Origin of the sequence: Streptomyces sp. NPDC001536 (assembly GCF_042894505.1) — a bacterium.
In the GTDB taxonomy this organism is placed as follows: Bacteria; Actinomycetota; Actinomycetes; order Streptomycetales; family Streptomycetaceae; genus Streptomyces.
Genome location: NZ_JBIAVQ010000012.1, coordinates 84,496 through 100,345 on the forward strand (window position 1 = coordinate 84,496; position 15,850 = coordinate 100,345).

The window sequence follows — 15,850 nt, forward strand, 5'->3', positions numbered from 1 at the left end:
TGTTGCGCGGGACGGAGCTACACGGAGAGGGCCGGGGTCAAGGGCGGCCGTGCGGCCAGCGTACTGCCGCACCACGCACGACGGGCGGCCTGGAGCCAGGTCAGGCGTTGAGCGCGTCGATGAGCGCCTTGGTGACCTCATCCGTGGAGGACGTGCCGCCGACGTCGCGGGTGAGGATGCCGGCCGCCGTGGTCGTCTCGATCGCCTTGTTGAGTCGGGCCGCCTGGTCGGGGAGGCCGAAGTGGTCCAGCATCAGGGCCGCACTGCCCACCGCGCCGATCGGGTTGGCCAGGCCCTGCCCGGCGATGTCCGGCGCGGAGCCGTGGACCGGCTCGAACATGCTGGGAAAGCGGCGTTCGGGGTTGAGGTTGGCGCTGGCGGCCAGGCCCAGGCTGCCGGCCAGGGCGCTGCCGAGGTCGGAGAGGATGTCGGCGTTGAGGTTGGAGGCGACGACGACCGAGAGGTCCTCCGGCTTCAGCACGAACCTCGCGGACATCGCGTCGACCAGGACGCTCTCCGTCTCCACGTCCGGGTAGTCCAGCGCGACGCGCTTGAACACGTCGTCCCACAGGACCATGCCGTACTGCTGCGCGTTGCTCTTCGTCACCGACGAGACCTTGCGACGGCTGCGCGTACGGGCCAGGTCGAAGGCGAACCGCATGATCCGCTCACAGCCCACCTCGGTGAACAGGGCCGACTGGACGGCGACTTCACCGCCCGGCCCGCGGCCGCCGAGGTTGCGACCGCCCAGTCCGGCGTACTCGCCCTCGCTGTTCTCGCGGACGACGACCCAGTCCAGCTCGGTGTCGTCGGCCTTGCGCAGGGGGCTGCGCACCCCGGGCAGGAAGTGCACGGGGCGGACGTTGGCCCACTGGTCGAAGTTCTGGCAGATCTTCAGGCGCAGGCCCCACAGGCTGATGTGGTCGGGGACGTTGGGCCAGCCGACGGCGCCGAAGTAGATGGCGTCGAAGGGCTTGAGCTGCTCCAGGCCGTCGTCGTCCATCATCTTGCCGGTGCGCTCGTAGTACTCGCAGCCCCAGGGGAATTCCTGCCACTCGAAGGCGAACGCCCCTTGGGAGTCCGCGGCCAGCGCGTCCAGTACGGCGCGGCCGGCGGCCACGACCTCGGCGCCGACCCCGTCGGCGGGGATGGCGGCGATACGGAAAGTGCGGGGTGGGGTCACGAGGAGCCTCCGGTGACGTCTGCTGCTTCGACGGCTTCGAGTCAACCCAGTTGTGCCGTGTCCCGTCCAAGACCTGCTTCCGATACGACCCATAGGCGGGGCCGATCGGTTCGCTGTCAGGCGTCGCGAGCCCGCCGCTGTGCCAGTGACCTGGTCAGGGAGAGGAAGGCACGGGCCGCCGGCGTCAGGTGCGCGGGCAGGCTGACCATCGCCACGTGCAGGTGGGCCGTCGGCTCGATGCGGGCCACCACGGCACCGCAGCGCCGGGCCAGCCGCGTCCAGGAGGAGGGCAGGACGGCGACGCCGACGCCGGTCAGGACCAGCGGCAGGATGGACGTGCGATGGTCCACCACGGTCACGATCTGTGTGCCGGAACCGCCCGCGGTGACGTCGTCGACGATGCTGCGCATCAGACTGCCGGTGCGGGAGGCGATGAGCTTCTGCCCGGAGAGTTCCTCGGGCCGGATCGTCACGTCGTCCTCGATCGCCCCGCCGGGTGCGGCGACGGCCACGAACGGCTGGTCCTCGACGTGCAGGACGTCCAGGCCGGACGGGCTCATCGGGGTGGCGCTGCCCAGCAGGCCCAGTTCGCAGGCGCCGCTGCGGACCAGGGACACGACCTCGTCCGGAGTGAAGGCGGCCTGCGTGCTCACCGTGACGGACGGGTGCGCCTCGGCGAACCGGTGGATGAGCGTGGTGAGCGGTTCGATGCCGGGGGAGGGCATGGTGGCCACCTCGACGGTGCCGCCGTGCAGCCCGGCGAGAGCGGCGGCGGTGTCCCGTACGGCTGTCATGTCCCGCAGCACACGCCGGCTCGGCTCCAGCAGCTCGGCACCGGCCTCGCTCAACATGACGCCCCGGCCCACCCGGTGGAAGAGGGCCACCCCGAGATCGGCCTCCAGGTTCGCCATGGCCTGCGACAGCGACGGCTGGGCCACGTGCAGGGCCGCGGCCGCCTTGCTGAATCCGCCGTGCTCGACGATGGCGAGGAAATACTCCAACTGCCGAGCGTCCACGCTGCCTCCCCGGGCGTTCAGGCTGATACAGGCTCAACCTATCCGGCATCCGAACGACGACCTCACCTGCTGGTTTCCACCCCTGCGCGCCCCAGCGGTCGGCGAGAGTCCGACCGCACCGGGCGAGCAGCCGCGGACAGGGCGCCGTCGCTCGCGCAGTCCCGATCAGTCAGGTCCGTCAGAATTCAAGGGCCCCCTCAGCGCCGGGGACGTCGGCCTCGCTCGCGCGGACTCCTGGACGGTGCCCCGCCCGAATCCGCAGGCTCGCCTTGGCGGAGGGTGGCGGGGGCAGCGGGGCGGCGGCCTGCTTGGGCCGATTCAGCCCCGGACAGCATCAGAGGGTCACCTCGACAGGCTGAGGCTGAGGACCGGACGGCACGGCTGCCGGGGGACTCTCCTTCTGCTCGGCCTCGGCTGTCACCGGTGGCTCCCCGGCCTTGCCCGCCAGCACCGCCCGTGCCCGTTCCAGGTCCAGGCCGTTCTCCCACCGGGCGACGAACAGGGTGGCGACGGCGTTGCCGAAGAAGTTCACCAGGGCCCGGCACTCCGACATGAACTTGTCGATGCCGAAGATGAGCATGATGCCCGCGGCCGGGACGGATCCGACTGTCGACAGGGTCGCGGTGAGGGCGATGAACCCCCCGCCCGCCACGCCCGCGGCGCCCTTGGACGTCAGCAACATAACGGCCAGCAGGCCGAGTTGCTGACCCAGGGAGAGGGAGGTGTCGGTGGCCTGGGCGATGTAGAGCGTGGCCAGCGAGAGGTAGATCGCCGCTCCGTCGAGGTTGAAGCTGTAGCCGGTCGGCACGACCAGGCCGACGGTGGACCGCTCCGCGCCCATGAACTGGAGCTTGCGCATCAGTCCGGGCAGCGCGGGCTCGGCGGTCGAGGTGCCCAGGATCAGCCAGAACTCCTCCTTGAAGTAGCGGAAGAGCTGGAAGATGTTCAGCCGCACGTACAGGGCGAGGACTCCGCCGAGTACGACCACCACGAACAGGGCGGAGGTGACGTAGAACAGGAGGATCAGCGAGCCGAGGCTGGTCAGCGTGGACAGGCCGAACTTCCCGATGGCGTACGACATCGCGCCGAAGGCGCCCAGCGGCGCGGCCTTCATGACGAAGGACAGGACCTTGAAGACGACCTCGGCCAGCCGGCCCACGGCCGCGATGATCGGCTCGCCCGTCCTGCCGACCATCTTGATCGCGATGCCGAAGACGACGGCCAGGAAGATCACTTGAAGGATGTCGCCCTCGACGAACGGGCCGAAGACACTGTCCGGCACGATGTTGGTGAGGAACTCCCACCAGTGCTGGTGCTCGCCCTTCTCGATGTACTGGCCCGCGTCGCCCGAGGTCCGCAGCGTGGCCGGGTCTGCGTGCACGCCGTCGCCGAGCCGGAAGATGTTGATGGCCACGAGCCCGGTGAGCAGGGCGACGATCGTGCCGATCTGGAAGTAGGTCAGGGCCTTGATACCGGTGCGGCCGACCTTCTTGAGGTCCGCGACGCCGGCTATGCCGCCGATGATCGTCAGGAACACGATCGGGCCGATCAGCATCTTCATCGCGGTGATGAACGTCGTGCCGATCGGCTCCATGTCCGTGGCCAGATCGGGCCACCGCCAGCCCAGCACGATGCCGATCACGATCGCCACCAGCACCTGGACGTACAACTGCCGGTACCACGGCTTCGCCGCGATCCCCGTGGCCTGCTCGGCTCGTGCCTTGTCCGGGGTTTGCGTCATTGCAGCCTCCCTGATCGCGCGATACCGAGCCCGATCGGCACGCGCCAGCCTGGGCCACAGTGAACCGGGCCGCTGTCAGGGGGTCCACGACCAAAAATCGATGCCCCGTATAGGTGGAGCCTATGTATTCCCGCCCGGGGCCGAACGGGCGAGCCCCGCGCTCAGCCTGTGGCCGGTGCGGCGATGACCTTGCCGTCCTTGTCGAGCGTGTGCGTACGCCAGTACACGTCCCACTTGTCGTCGACCTGCTGCGGGACCTTGCCCTGCGGGTATCGCGTGTACCCCGTCGGAGGCTTCTCGCCGTCAGAGACACATGCGGATCCGGTGCCGCCCACGCTCAGGACGGGGTATTCGCCGTTTGAGCAGATGTCCTCCTCGTACGCGAGGGAGCATCCGGTGAGTGCCACGACGGCGGCCAGGCTCGCCAGAGCGGCGGCGGTGCGGGCACCCCCGTGTCGGAGGGCGGCGGTGGGCTGGCCAGTCCTGCGGATGAAAGGCACGAGTCTCTCCTGTCGTCAGTCGATCGCTCTGCCCTCACTCTCGCCGCTACGCGCCGCCGCGCCCTGAGTACGCCTACTCACGAATGTCCGTGCGGGTACTCGTCATTGCGGTCGGGGAACCGGCGGCCATCCCTAGGTATGCATCGGCACGGGGTCTACCGGTTCTCCCAGAACAGCCTTTCGTTCCTGTCCGGGTCGTTGACGATCCGGCAGCTGGCGTCGAGCCACATCGTGGCGCGGTCGGTCAGGGCGCTAGGCGGGCCACCTCGGCACGCCTGTTGCCGTGGGGCGGCCCGTGTGGGCGAAGCCGGCCCACAGTTCGCTCATCTGCCGTGCGGTCGTCAGCCGTTCCGGCGACTGATCCTGGTTGTGGATGTAGTCGCGGTTCTAAGAACACCGCCTGACCGTCTGTCAGCAGGCTGACGAAGACCGAGTCCTTCGGCAGGTCCCGGCAGGTCCGGGGCGTGCGTTCGATGACGTGCTCGTTGCCGGTGATCTCGGCCAGTCGCAGGCCGGCGAGGCGGAAATTCGGCCGGGTCCACGGACCGCGTCGACACCTGGGAAACGGGGGAGATGGTCACCTGGGCCTCCTTTCCGGCCCCGGACATCCGCCGGGTCACCGGAAGAGCGCGTTGACGTAGTGTGCGCGGCACAGCTCGATGTAGTCGTGGACATCGAAGTAGCCCGGCGCCGTCGCCCTTCTCGTCCAGCCAGATCAGTGGCCCCTTGACGATGAAGAACGCCTTCATCGGCTCGTCGCTCTCGTAGGCCACCAGTGTGTGCCCCTCACCCGGCGCCTCGTAGACGAAGTCACCGGCGCGTGCGGTCCAAGGCCGTTCCGGATAGCCCCACTTCCCGGAGATCGTGTACGCGAACACCTCGTGCGGGTGGTAGTGCCGGTTGACGAGTCCCGCTTCCTTGGCTCGCAGGATGTCGTCGGTTCGAGGCCCTTCCAGAACTCGGTGCCGGTTGCTTCGGACACGGTCGGCTCCTCTTGCGTAGAGACGGGTGGCCGACAGTCAGGACCGGCAGGGGAGAGAGCGTCTGTGCCCGGGCGTTGGTCGGCGCACGGCCTGCTTGCCTACGCCCTGTCGGCCTTGCTCTGTTTCGAGACCGCTGGGGACGTGGGTCGGGTCTGCTCGGTGGCGGCCCAGGCGGCCAGCAGGCGTAGGGCGTCGTGGTCGGCGGTGCCGGGGGCGGCGCTGTAGGCGGTGAGGGTGAGGCCGGGCTGGGCGGGCAGTTCCATGGCGTCGAAGTCGAGGGTGAGGGAGCCGACGGCGGGGTGGCGGAAGGACTTGCGGCCGGTGTGGTGCAGGCGGACGTTGTGCTTGGCCCAGGCGGTGCGGAACTCCTCGCTGCGGGTGACGAGTTCGCCGATGAGTCCGGTCAAGTCGGTGTCGTGGGGCGTGCGTCCGGCTTCGGTGCGCAGCAGGGACACGGTGGTGTTCAAGGACTCCTCCCAGTCGGGGAAGAAGTCACGGCCGCGTGGGTCCAGGAACTGGAAGCGGGCGATGTTGACCTGCTGGGTGGCGGGGTCGGGGAACAGGGGCGCGTACAGGGCGCGGCCGAGGGTGTTGGTGGCGAGGATGTCGAGGCGGCCGTTGCGGATGAAGGCCGGGGAGTCGGTCATGGAGTGCAGGACGCGCAGGACACTGTCCGGGAGGGGGCCGCGGGCCCGCCGGGTGCGGCGCGCGGGGCGGTTGGCGGCGGCGCGGGCCAGGTCGTAGAGGTGGGCGCGTTCGGCGTCGTCGAGCTGGAGGGCGTTCGCGACGGCGTCCAGGACCTCCTCGGAGGCGCCGGCGAGGCGTCCGCGCTCCAGGCGGACGTAGTAGTCGATGCTGACCCCGGCGAGGAGGGCGACTTCCTCGCGGCGCAGGCCCGGCACCCGGCGGTTGCTGCCGTAGGCGGGCAGACCGGCCTGCTGAGGGGTGATCTTGGCGCGGCGGGATGCCAGGAACTCGCGGATATCGCTCTCGGTGCTCACGCATTCCAGGCTAGGACGGACGGTGGCCACGTGGGGGGTCCTGTCAGTACCTGTAACGGCAGACCCTTCCCCACCTTCTTGAGCTGCGGTTTCGTCGATACCGGCAGAAGCTGGAGCCAGTTCTGATCAAGGAGTAGCCACTATGCCGAAGCAGTCCGCGCCCCAGGAGCTGGCCGGGATCGCGCCCAAGCTCGTCGAGGTCACCGACGACGTCCTGTTCGGCGACGTCTGGGAACGCCCCGGCCTCTCACCGCGCGACCGCAGCCTGGTCACGGTGAGCGTGCTGGCCGCCCTGTACCGCGGTGAGCAGCTCGGCTACCACCTCGGTGTGGCCCTGGACAACGGGCTCAGCGTCGAGGAACTGTCCGAGGCGATCACCCACCTGGCTTTCTACACGGGCTGGCCCAACGCCATGTCCGCGATCACCCGGCTCAAGACGATCGCCGACGAGCGCGCCGCCGCCTGACCTGCCCTTCCCGCATCACCCCTGAGGAGCACTCATGGAATTCGTCAAGCCCCGGCCCACCGGCAAGGGACCCGAGGACTGGTTCAACGGCGACGTCTGGTTCGACGTCATCCAGGCAGGCACGGAACCGTCCCGCCTCCGCGCCAACATGGTGCGCTTCGCCCCGGGCGCCCGCACCGCATGGCACCACCACGCCGTCGGGCAGACCCTCCACGTCGTGGCCGGGATCGCCCTGATCGGCACCCGTGACGGCACCGTGTTCGAGGCCCACCCCGGCGAGACCGTGACCTGCCCGCCCGGCGAAGAGCACTGGCACGGTGCCACGGAGGACCGTTTCATGCAGCACATCGCCCTGTGGGAAGGCACCGCGCCCGGCGACGACCGGCCGGAGACCACCTGGCTGGAGCACATCACCGAGGCGCAGTACCACGCGCCGCGCACCCGCAGCCGCTGACGGCGGGCGGCGGCGATGCGGGTGGACGGGGCATGGTGGTCATGTGCTCGCCCGCACCTCCAGGCCAGGGTTCAGATGCTGAACAGCCTTTCGTGACGACCGCCGCACCGCGACGCGTATCAACTCGTGCGGCTCGTCGGCGCCTTCACAGTGTGACGCGATGTCGCTTAGCCTCCTGCCGGTGGCGTGCGGCATCACACGCCACCGCGTGGACTACTGAGGGGGGCCGAGAGCTCTGATGGTGACGGAGACCGGACGACACCGTGAGGGCTCAGGACTCGCAAGTGGCACGAGCCAGGACGGTCCGGCGGGTGCTGTCATGGCCGCGGCGGGAACGCCCGCCCTCGTCGGCCGGGACGACGCCCTCGCCGGCATGACGCGGGCGCTGCGGTCCGGATGCTCGCTGGTTCTCATCGAGGGCGAACCCGGTATCGGCAAGTCCCGGCTGCTGCGCGAGGCACTCAGCGCTGTCGCGGATCACGCGGTCCTGCTCGCGCCGTGCCCGCCCGTGCGCGAGCCGTTCCCGCTGGGTCCGGTCGTGGACGGGGTGCGGCGTCTGAGACCGACCCCGTCGGGCCTCGCGCTGAGTCCGCTCGGCGGCGCGTTGCGGCCGTTGTTCGCCGAGTGGGCCGAGGAGTTGCCGCCGGCGCTGGACGCGCTGGACGACCCGAAGGAGACTCGGCACCGGCTGCTGCGCGCGATGACGGAACTGCTGGAGCGGCTCGGCGTCGCGACGCTTGTGGTCGAGGACGCGCACTGGGCGGATTCGGCGACGCTGGAATGGCTGCTCACTCTGTGCGCCTCTGGTGACCTGCGCATATCGATCGTGCTGACGTACCGCCCGGACGACGTCCCTTCCGGGTCGCTTCTGCGGCGGTTGACGTCACGCCGACCCGCCGGCATGACCCTGACCAGGGTCGAGCTTTCCCCGCTGGATGTGCGGCGGACCGGAGAGCTGGTCCGGTCGATCCTCGGCGCGGACGAGGTCTCTGAGCGGTTCGCCGAGTTGCTGCACCAGCGCACCGACGGCGTCCCGCTGGCGATAGAGGAAATGGTCCGGTCGATGCGGGAGCGCGGCGACATCGTCCATCGGGACGGTGCGTGGGCCCGCCGGGCGCTCGACGAGCTGCATGTGCCACCGACGCTGCGGGATTCGGTGTTGGAGCGTGTGGACCGGCTTCCCGCGGAGGCCCGGTGGGTGCTGGAGGCCGCCGCCGTGCTGGGCGAAGCGGCCGACGTGGAGCTGCTGACCGCGGTCGCCGGCGTGGACGGCGAGGCAGGCCGGAGCGGGATCGCGCGCAGCCTCGCCGCGGGGCTGCTGCGTGATGCGGGTGACGGCCGGTTGGTGTTCCGGCACGTGCTCGACGCGGAAGCCGTGGCGGACGCGATCCCGGCGTCGGAGCGGTGGCGGCTGCACCAGTGCGCCGCGCAGCACTTGCAGCACCTCGATCCGCAGCCGGTGACCCGGCTGATGCGGCACCTTCGCGAGGCCAACGACATGAGCGGATGGTCCGTCCGCAGCGAACAGGCCGCGGACCTGGCCTGGGAATCCGGTGACGACCACACAGCGGTGGCGCTGTTGCTGGACGTGTTGAGCGAGGTCGAGCACCCGGTGGAGGCCCAAGTCCGCCTAGCGCGGAAGATGGGGCGGTTCACGGCGGCCGGGGGCGCCTCGCTGGGCAGCACGGCCACAGACGTGACGAGCGCGCTGCGCTCCGTCCTGGCCCATACCGGCCTCGCGGCGGGTGACCGCGGCGAGATCAGGCTGCTGTTGGGTCGCCTCCTGCTCCAACTGGCGCAGTTCGACGTCGTCTACGAGGAGATCGAGGCGGCTGTGCCCGACCTGGCTGCCCGGCCCGCCCTCGCGGCGAAGGCGATGCTGTCCCTGGCGGTACCGCGGGGACCGTGGCCGGTGAGTTCGCACCTGGCCTGGCTGGAGCGCGCGAACGAACCGATGGCGCAGGTGCGGGACCGGACGGAGCGCCTGGAGCTGGCCGTCGACCGGGCGTTGATCCTGCTGATGCTCGGTGAGGAGGCCGGATGGCAGGAGGCACGCGAGATTCTGCGCGACGACGCCGAGACCGTGGACGAGCGGCGGCAGATCGCACGCGCGCTGATCAACTTCGGTCACATGGCGGTCTCCTGGGGGTTGTACGAGCAGGCTGAGCTCCTCCTGACACGGGCCGTCGAGGAGATCCACACCACCGGCTACCAGCGGTCGCTCGGTATGGCGCACAGCACCCGGGCCCAGCTGGACTGGTACACCGGCGCGTGGGCAGGCCTGGCGGACAGAGCCGCGGAGGTGGCGGAGTCCGCCGCGAGCCTGCGCGAGGCGAGGATCGAGGCGAGCGGGGTCCTCGCACTGCTGGACCTCGTCGAAGGCCGCCGGGGCGCCGGCGAACGACGGCTGCGTGACCTGCTCGACGAAACCGGTCGGCGCGGCATGGTGGACGCCATGGTCGTCCCGGCGGCGGCCCTGGGCCGCTCGGGCCTGCTCGACGTCGCGGTCGACGAGCCGTTGGACGTCACGGCGGACCTGGTCGCGACGATCGCCCGGAAGGGACTGTGGCTGTGGGCGACCGACGTGCTTCCCGTCCGGGTCGAGGCGCTGGTCGCGACCGGTGCCCGAGCCGAAGTCGACGCGCTGCTCGGGCAGTTCGACCGCTGGCTCGGTGATCGCACCGCGCCGGCCCCGGCCGCGGCGCTGGCCACCTGCCGGGCCGTCGTGGCCGAGGCGAGGAGCCGTGGCGACGCCGCCGAACTGTTCGCCGACGCCGCGGCGGCGTGGGCGGCACTGCCGCGGCCGTACGACGAACTGCTCGCTCTGGAGCGGCGTGGCCGGTGTCTGATCGCGACGGACCGTCAGGACGAGGCGCTGCCGCTGCTGTCGGACACCGAGCGCCGGCTGCGTGAGCTGGGCGCGAAGCGCGACGCCGACCGGGTCGCCCAGGTGCTGCGGGAGAACGGCACCGAGGTGGTGCGCACCTGGCGGCGCGGGCCGCAGGGCTACGGCGACCAGTTGTCACCCCGGGAACTGGAGGTGGCCGGCCTTGCCGCGCGGGGCCTGACGAACCGGCAGATCGCCGGAGCGCTCTACATCAGCCACCGCACGGTCGGCCAGCATCTGTCCGGGGCGATGCGCAAGCTCGGGGTCTCCTCCCGTACCGCGCTGGCGGTGGCGGCGTCCAGGGCGGGGCTGCTGCCGCCGGAGCCGGAGTGACACCGGTTGGCGGGGGGGGGGGGGGCCCCCCCCCCCCGGGGGCCCCCCGCCCCCCGGGGGGGGGGGGGGCGCCCCCCCCCCCGACCCCCACGCCCCCCCCCCCCGCGGGGTGGGGGAGGCGGCTGGGTCGGCGGCATCTGCGGAATCGCTGTCGGGGGGGGGGGCCCCCCCCCCCGGGGGGGGGGGGGGGCCCGCCCCCCCCCCCCCCCCCCCCCCCCCCCCCCCCCCCCCCCGGTTCAGGTGGCCGTCAGCCGCTCACCTGACCCCGAAGGCCCGCTCCACGGTCTGGTCGATCGTGTGCCCGTTCGCGTCCGTCGCCTCGGTGCGCAGGCTCACGTACGGTGACCCGCCGCCGGGGACCGTGAACTTCGCCTTCCATGTGCCGTCTGCGGTGGCCGGGGCGAGCTTGAGGCTGGTCCAGGTCTGACCGTCGTCGTAGGAGATCCACGTCCGTACCTTGGTGACCTTCGCGTCGCCGGTCTGCGAGGGGCGGGCCGTGACCGTGAGGGTCTGCGGCCGGTCGGCGCGGACCTGGTTGGTCAGGTCGACTCCGGTGCCGTAGAGGACCTGCGGGACGGAGACGGGGATCTCGGCCGAGCCCGGCTGCGGGGTGGCCCGGAAGGACGCCGTGGTGGTGATGTGGGTCGAGTACTTCCACCCGGGAGCGTCCCGTCGTGCCTCGACCACCAGCTTGTAGTCGTGCTCACCCGAGGGCACGGAGATGGCGCCGAAGTCCGACAGCTGGTTCGTGTAGACCTGGGTGCCGTCGCGGTACAGGGTCATCCGCTTGGCGTCGCCCTGCCAGTCCCGCATCAGGTGCAGGCCGGTGGGGTCGAAGAGGCGGTCTGTGATGACCCAGAGGGTGTTGCCCCTGGTCATGAGCAACCCGAACTTCGAGGTGTTGACGGTCTTGAAGTAGTCGACCGTGCGGTGACCCGGCTGCTGGAACCGGTGCCTGCCGTTCTCGATGTCCGAGAACCACACGGAGCCGCCCGAGGAGTCGTAGGTGATCCCGGCGTTGTAGGAGGTCTCGGAACTGGCGCTGAACCATTCGTCGAGCACGGCACCGCGCCGTACCGTGGTCTGGGTGCCGACCGGGATGTAGCGGGCGCCGTTGGATCCCTGCCACCGCAGGATGTAGTTCGTGTAGTTCGCCGGGCTGGACGCCCCGCCCCGCTCATGGATCCGGGCGCTGACGTGCGCGTGGCTGGACTCGTCGACCCCGACCGTCAGCGGGCCGCGTGGGACCGTGTTGGTGAAGGGCGTGACGAGGTCGTACACGTACGGCGTGAGCAGGGTGCCCACGAGGTCGACCTCGACGTGCCTTTCACGGTGCAGGAGACGGCGCAGGGCGCTCACGTCCTCCCCGGGCAGCGCGAACGCCGGGGCCGCCTGCGAGTCCACCGCCCCGACGAGACGGCCGGGGCCCGTGTTGCCGATCGCGACCGCCGCGGCGCCCTGGGCGGCCGCCCGCTCGACGACCGAGGACATGGCCTCCGGGCCCGGGGTGGCGAGCACGAGCCCGCCCTTGACGTCCTTGCCCGCGAAGCCGTCCGCGGAGCCGTCCCCGACGTCGACGAGCTTCAGCTCGGCCTTGCCGTCGAACCGCTTGGCCGAGTCGAGCTGGGTGGGATGCAGACGCGTCAGGCCGGCCCTGGCGTCGAGGATCGGAGCGGTCCGTGTCGAGTACACGGTGATCTCCTGCGTCCCGTTCTCGGGGGCAGAGGTGGGGAACAGCCTGATGTGCTTGAAGTCCGGCGGCAGGGCGATCAGCGGGTTGAAGCCCGGGCGGGTACTGCGCCAGTAGCCCAGTGAGCCGATCTGCTGTTCCGTGGTGCGGCCGGTGCGGTAGGTGATCTCGGCGGACTTGCGCGCGTCCAGCGCCAGTTCGATGCCGGTGTCCCCGATCTGGACCTCGGGCTTGACGTACATCGCGACGTCCTTGACCTGCTCGCCGCCCGCGTCGGGGGTCAGCAGGAGGGATTCGACGGCGTAGGTGCCGGGCTTGACGCGCACGGTCCCCACGCCGTTCCGGAAGACACCCTGGTACGTCTTCGTGCTGGTCTCGTCATGGACGAGCAGGAGGCTGTCGTCCAGGACCGGCTTGCCGTCGGTGCCGGTGCCGCGCACCGTGATGGTCCGCAGCGGTGGCTCGACGTAGAGCGACAGGGGCACCCGCACCGACGCGGTCGAGTCGGTCGCGGCGGCCGTCACGAGCCCGGAGTACGGCGTCTCGGCGGTCAGCAGGTTCGGGTCCGCGGTGACCGTCACGGAGGCCGATCCGCCGGCGGGCACCGTCACCTCGCCCGTGGACAGGCGCACCGCGCCGTCCGGGAGCGGGGCACCCGCGGACGACGTGACCGACGCCGTGAGCGTGAAGGTGCGTGCGGTCTCGGCGTCGTTGTGGAGCGCGACCTCGCGGGTCAGCGTCTTGTACGGCGCGCCGTCGACGAACGGCGCGGCACCGAGGTTGACGGCGGCGGGGACGGCGTAGGCGAGCTGGGTCTGCGCGCGTGCGACGTCGACCCGGCCGGAACCGGTCTCCTCGACCCGGTGGTCGCTCGGCTGGGCCGAGCCGACCAGCGCGGACTTGAGCTGCTGCCAGGTCCACTCGGGATGCGCCTGCTTGAGCAGCGCCGCGGCGCCGGCCACGTGCGGCGACGCCATGGAGGTGCCGTCCATCGAGGTGTGGAGCTCGTCGACCGGGTTGCCCAGCGAGGTGCCCTTGGCACGGGCGGCGACGATGCCGACCCCGGGGGCGGAGATCTCCGGCTTGACGCCGAAGTCGCCGATGCGCGGGCCCGTGCTGGAGAAGCTCGCGCGGGATCCGTCCCGGTTCAGCGCCCCCACGGTGAGCGCGTCCCGGGCCGAGGCCGGGCTGCCGATGGTGTTCCAGCTGGAGTTGCCCGCCGAGACGACGAAGAGGGTGCCGTGTTCGGCCGTGGCCTGGTCTACGGCGAGGCTGAGCGGCCCGGTTCCGTCGTCGGGGTCGGACGTGCCCAGGCTCATGTTGACGATGTCCGCGTGCTGGGCGGCGGCCCACTCGATGCCCTCGATGATGTCCGAGAGGTAGCCGTTGCCCCGGTTGTTGAGCACCTTGCCCGAGATGAGGTCGGCGTCGGGCGCCACGCCCTTCGCGCCGTTTCCGGCTCCCGAGCCGCCGATCGTGGCCGCCACGTGGGTGCCGTGGCCGAGATGGTCGACGGCGTCGGCGGTGTTGGTGAAGTTCTCCTGCAGCGAGACCCGTCCGGCCAGATCGGGGTGGGTCGCGTCGACACCGGTGTCGAGCACCGCGACCTTGACGCCCTTGCCGTCGAACCCGGCCTGCCACAGGGCGGGGGAACCGATCTGGGGTACCGACCGGGCGAGGTCGACCTTGACCCTGGCGTCCAGCCAGATCTTGCCGACGTGCAGTGCTTTGCGCTCGCCGGTGCTGTCGCTGCGTCGCCAGAAGGCCTCGGCCTCGGCCTTGGGCACGCCGACGCCGCGGGAGTTGATGCTCCGCAGGTCGCTGGTGATGCGAGCCTGCGGGGCGGCCTTCGGTACGCCGGTGCCTTCGCTGTTGTCGAGCACCAGCGGAAGCACCTTGGTGGATCCGTCGTCGTAGCCCTCCGCCACGAGCCGCTCGACGTCGAACAACTCGGGATCGACCGCGTCGTCGATCACTGCCTGCCGGGCGGCCTGCGGGACGACATACGTTCCCGTCTCCGAGTGCTGGATGACGGCCAGACCGCGTGACGGTCCGTCAGATCGTACCTGGACGGCCGGCGGAGTGTCGCCTTCGAACGTGGTGACCGTCACGACGTCACCAGTGACAAGCGTGACCTCGTGGGTCGACTTGACCGCGGCCCGACCCTGGGCGGCAGCGGGATCTGGGGCGGCTGACGGCGAACTCGCGGCGGGAACTGCCGATATGCCCAGCATGGGCACCGACAGCAAAGGTGCCGCCAGCAATGCCAGGAAGCGGCTTCGGCATCGTGTGCCTGACCGGGGTATGGGGTGTCTGTGCATGCCTGTCCCTAACTGGGGGTGAGGTTAGAGGGGTTCGAAGTGGTCGCCCGGAACGGGCGTTTCACCGCACTTCTTGGTGTCTTCCAGGTGCTCGGGCGGCGGTGTGACGCACACCGGCGGGTCGGCTTCCGCGCTGAGGTCGGATGCCCCGGCTTTCGCCTGTTCGGAAGGTGGATGGTGGCTGTCCATGATGCGAACAGACGATCGCAGCACCGCGGGGGAGGTAGCGAGCGTCCAGATGACCTATTGGTGACGGCGGGAGCGGCCGTACCGGCAGTGTTGTCGGCTCGGCCGAGCCTTGGACTCGCCGAGTCAGTTGCTCGCCCGCGTGCGCCTTCGCCACTCGTGAGCGTCTTCCGTCGGAGTCATCTCATAGGCGGCGCGGTAGTCGCGTGAGAAGTGCGCGGCGCTCGCGTAACCGACCATGGCCGCCGCGTGCGAGACGGAATCGTCGAGGACGAGGAGGCGACGGCGGGCTTCGCCCAGGCGCAGGCGCTTGAGGTATTGCATGGGGGTCATGCCGGTGACCTGCCGGAACCGCCTCGTCAGCGTCGCCGGGCTGGTTCCCGCGGTCTCGGCGAGCCGGTTGAGGGTCCACGGGCCGCTGAGATCGCTGCTCAGAGCTTTGGCCGCGCTCGCGACGACGTCGGCGCGCGCGGAGTCGGCGGCGCCGAGCACGCGCGCCGCTTGGTCGGTTTGCAGCAACCGCAAGGTGATCTCACGTTCGAGGAGTGGGAGCAGCACCGGTTGCTCCTCGGGCGCGTCGAGCAATCGGAAGAGCCGCTCTACGGCCTCCGCTAGCTGCGGCGTCATGGTCCCGAGACGTTCGGGCGGCGCATCGGATGCCCACCGAGGAAGTCGCGAAGCTACTTCGGTGATCACCATCGGATCGAGTCGCCATGTGGCGGAGAGGAAGTCCCCCTCCTCGCCGAGCGCAAGCACGCGTCCGAACACGGGCAGGTCGACGGGTGTGATCAGAAAGCGCTCGTGACCCCACGGCGCGTCATCGTTGCCGACGATGACGCGCTTGCGCCCGCTGAGCACGACAGACAGGCTCGGCGCGTACTTCGTGTACACCAACGGGGTGGTGACCGTGGAGCGGTTCAGCAGGAGACCCAGCGGTTTCGAGCGATGCGGCTGCTCGACGTGACGGCGCAGACACGCAGCGGCACGGCCGAGACTGGCGGCGATCGATTCCTGCGCCGCTGGGCTACCCGAGGTCATACCGCTATTCAACAAGACCGCTCACAGCTCCGGAGCGGTCCGTGAGCGGAT

General features: G+C 70.6%; 11 protein-coding genes. 3 read left to right on the top strand and 8 right to left on the bottom strand.

Going from position 1 to position 15,850, the window contains the following annotated elements; all coding sequences use genetic code 11:
* Nucleotides 1-100 precede the first annotated feature (100 nt).
* The 6 genes from ACFY0U_RS29925 to ACFY0U_RS29950 form a co-directional block, all read right to left on the bottom strand.
* On the bottom strand, nt 101-1,183 hold the full coding sequence (locus tag ACFY0U_RS29925; RefSeq protein WP_388641112.1) for a tartrate dehydrogenase: 1,083 nt from the start codon (nt 1,181-1,183) through the stop codon (nt 101-103).
* 116 nt (nt 1,184-1,299) lie between these two features.
* Nucleotides 1,300-2,199: a LysR family transcriptional regulator gene (locus ACFY0U_RS29930; protein ID WP_388641114.1), complete on the bottom strand. Its 900-nt coding sequence runs from the start codon at nt 2,197-2,199 to the stop codon at nt 1,300-1,302.
* Between the two features lie 334 nt (nt 2,200-2,533).
* Entirely contained in the window at nt 2,534-3,940 is a 1,407-nt protein-coding gene (gene dctA, locus ACFY0U_RS29935) for a C4-dicarboxylate transporter DctA (protein ID WP_388641115.1), read from the bottom strand.
* 161 nt (nt 3,941-4,101) lie between these two features.
* The gene (locus ACFY0U_RS29940) at nt 4,102-4,431 is read right to left on the bottom strand and encodes an SCO0607 family lipoprotein (RefSeq protein ID WP_388641456.1); all 330 of its coding nucleotides are present in this window, start codon (nt 4,429-4,431) and stop codon (nt 4,102-4,104) included.
* Between the two features lie 350 nt (nt 4,432-4,781).
* Nucleotides 4,782-5,318: a hypothetical protein gene (locus ACFY0U_RS29945; RefSeq protein WP_388641117.1), complete on the bottom strand. Its 537-nt coding sequence runs from the start codon at nt 5,316-5,318 to the stop codon at nt 4,782-4,784.
* Between the two features lie 203 nt (nt 5,319-5,521).
* Nucleotides 5,522-6,433: a helix-turn-helix transcriptional regulator gene (locus ACFY0U_RS29950; RefSeq protein WP_388641457.1), complete on the bottom strand. Its 912-nt coding sequence runs from the start codon at nt 6,431-6,433 to the stop codon at nt 5,522-5,524.
* Between the two features lie 133 nt (nt 6,434-6,566).
* Here ACFY0U_RS29950 and ACFY0U_RS29955 point away from each other — a divergent pair, with 133 nt between their 5' ends.
* From ACFY0U_RS29955 to ACFY0U_RS29965, 3 genes are all read left to right on the top strand, one after another.
* A complete protein-coding gene (locus tag ACFY0U_RS29955; RefSeq protein ID WP_388641119.1) occupies nt 6,567-6,890 on the top strand; it encodes a carboxymuconolactone decarboxylase family protein in 324 nt (107 codons plus the stop codon).
* 34 nt (nt 6,891-6,924) lie between these two features.
* Complete coding sequence (locus ACFY0U_RS29960) at nt 6,925-7,344, top strand: cupin domain-containing protein (RefSeq protein WP_388641121.1); 420 nt, start codon at nt 6,925-6,927, stop codon at nt 7,342-7,344.
* A gap of 319 nt (nt 7,345-7,663) precedes the next feature.
* Nucleotides 7,664-10,564 carry an AAA family ATPase gene (locus ACFY0U_RS29965; RefSeq protein WP_388641122.1) on the top strand — a complete coding sequence of 967 codons (2,901 nt, stop codon included), beginning with the start codon at nt 7,664-7,666 and terminating at the stop codon, nt 10,562-10,564.
* A 255-nt stretch (nt 10,565-10,819) separates the two neighbouring features.
* On the opposite strand, the gene ACFY0U_RS29970 is transcribed toward ACFY0U_RS29965, so the two are convergent.
* The gene (locus ACFY0U_RS29970) at nt 10,820-14,365 is read right to left on the bottom strand and encodes a S8 family serine peptidase (protein WP_388641124.1); all 3,546 of its coding nucleotides are present in this window, start codon (nt 14,363-14,365) and stop codon (nt 10,820-10,822) included.
* A 522-nt stretch (nt 14,366-14,887) separates the two neighbouring features.
* Nucleotides 14,888-15,799 (bottom strand): AraC family transcriptional regulator N-terminal domain-containing protein, encoded by a 912-nt coding sequence (locus ACFY0U_RS29975; RefSeq protein WP_388641126.1) that lies wholly within the window; start codon nt 15,797-15,799, stop codon nt 14,888-14,890.
* Nucleotides 15,800-15,850 lie beyond the last annotated feature (51 nt).

Coding starts and splice junctions, on each gene's coding strand:
- dctA (WP_388641115.1), bottom strand. CDS start 3,940: ATGACGCAAACCCCGGACAAGGCACGAGCCGAGCAGGCCACGGGGATC.
- ACFY0U_RS29955 (WP_388641119.1), top strand. CDS start 6,567: ATGCCGAAGCAGTCCGCGCCCCAGGAGCTGGCCGGGATCGCGCCCAAG.
- ACFY0U_RS29960 (WP_388641121.1), top strand. CDS start 6,925: ATGGAATTCGTCAAGCCCCGGCCCACCGGCAAGGGACCCGAGGACTGG.
- ACFY0U_RS29965 (WP_388641122.1), top strand. CDS start 7,664: ATGGCCGCGGCGGGAACGCCCGCCCTCGTCGGCCGGGACGACGCCCTC.
- ACFY0U_RS29975 (WP_388641126.1), bottom strand. CDS start 15,799: ATGACCTCGGGTAGCCCAGCGGCGCAGGAATCGATCGCCGCCAGTCTC.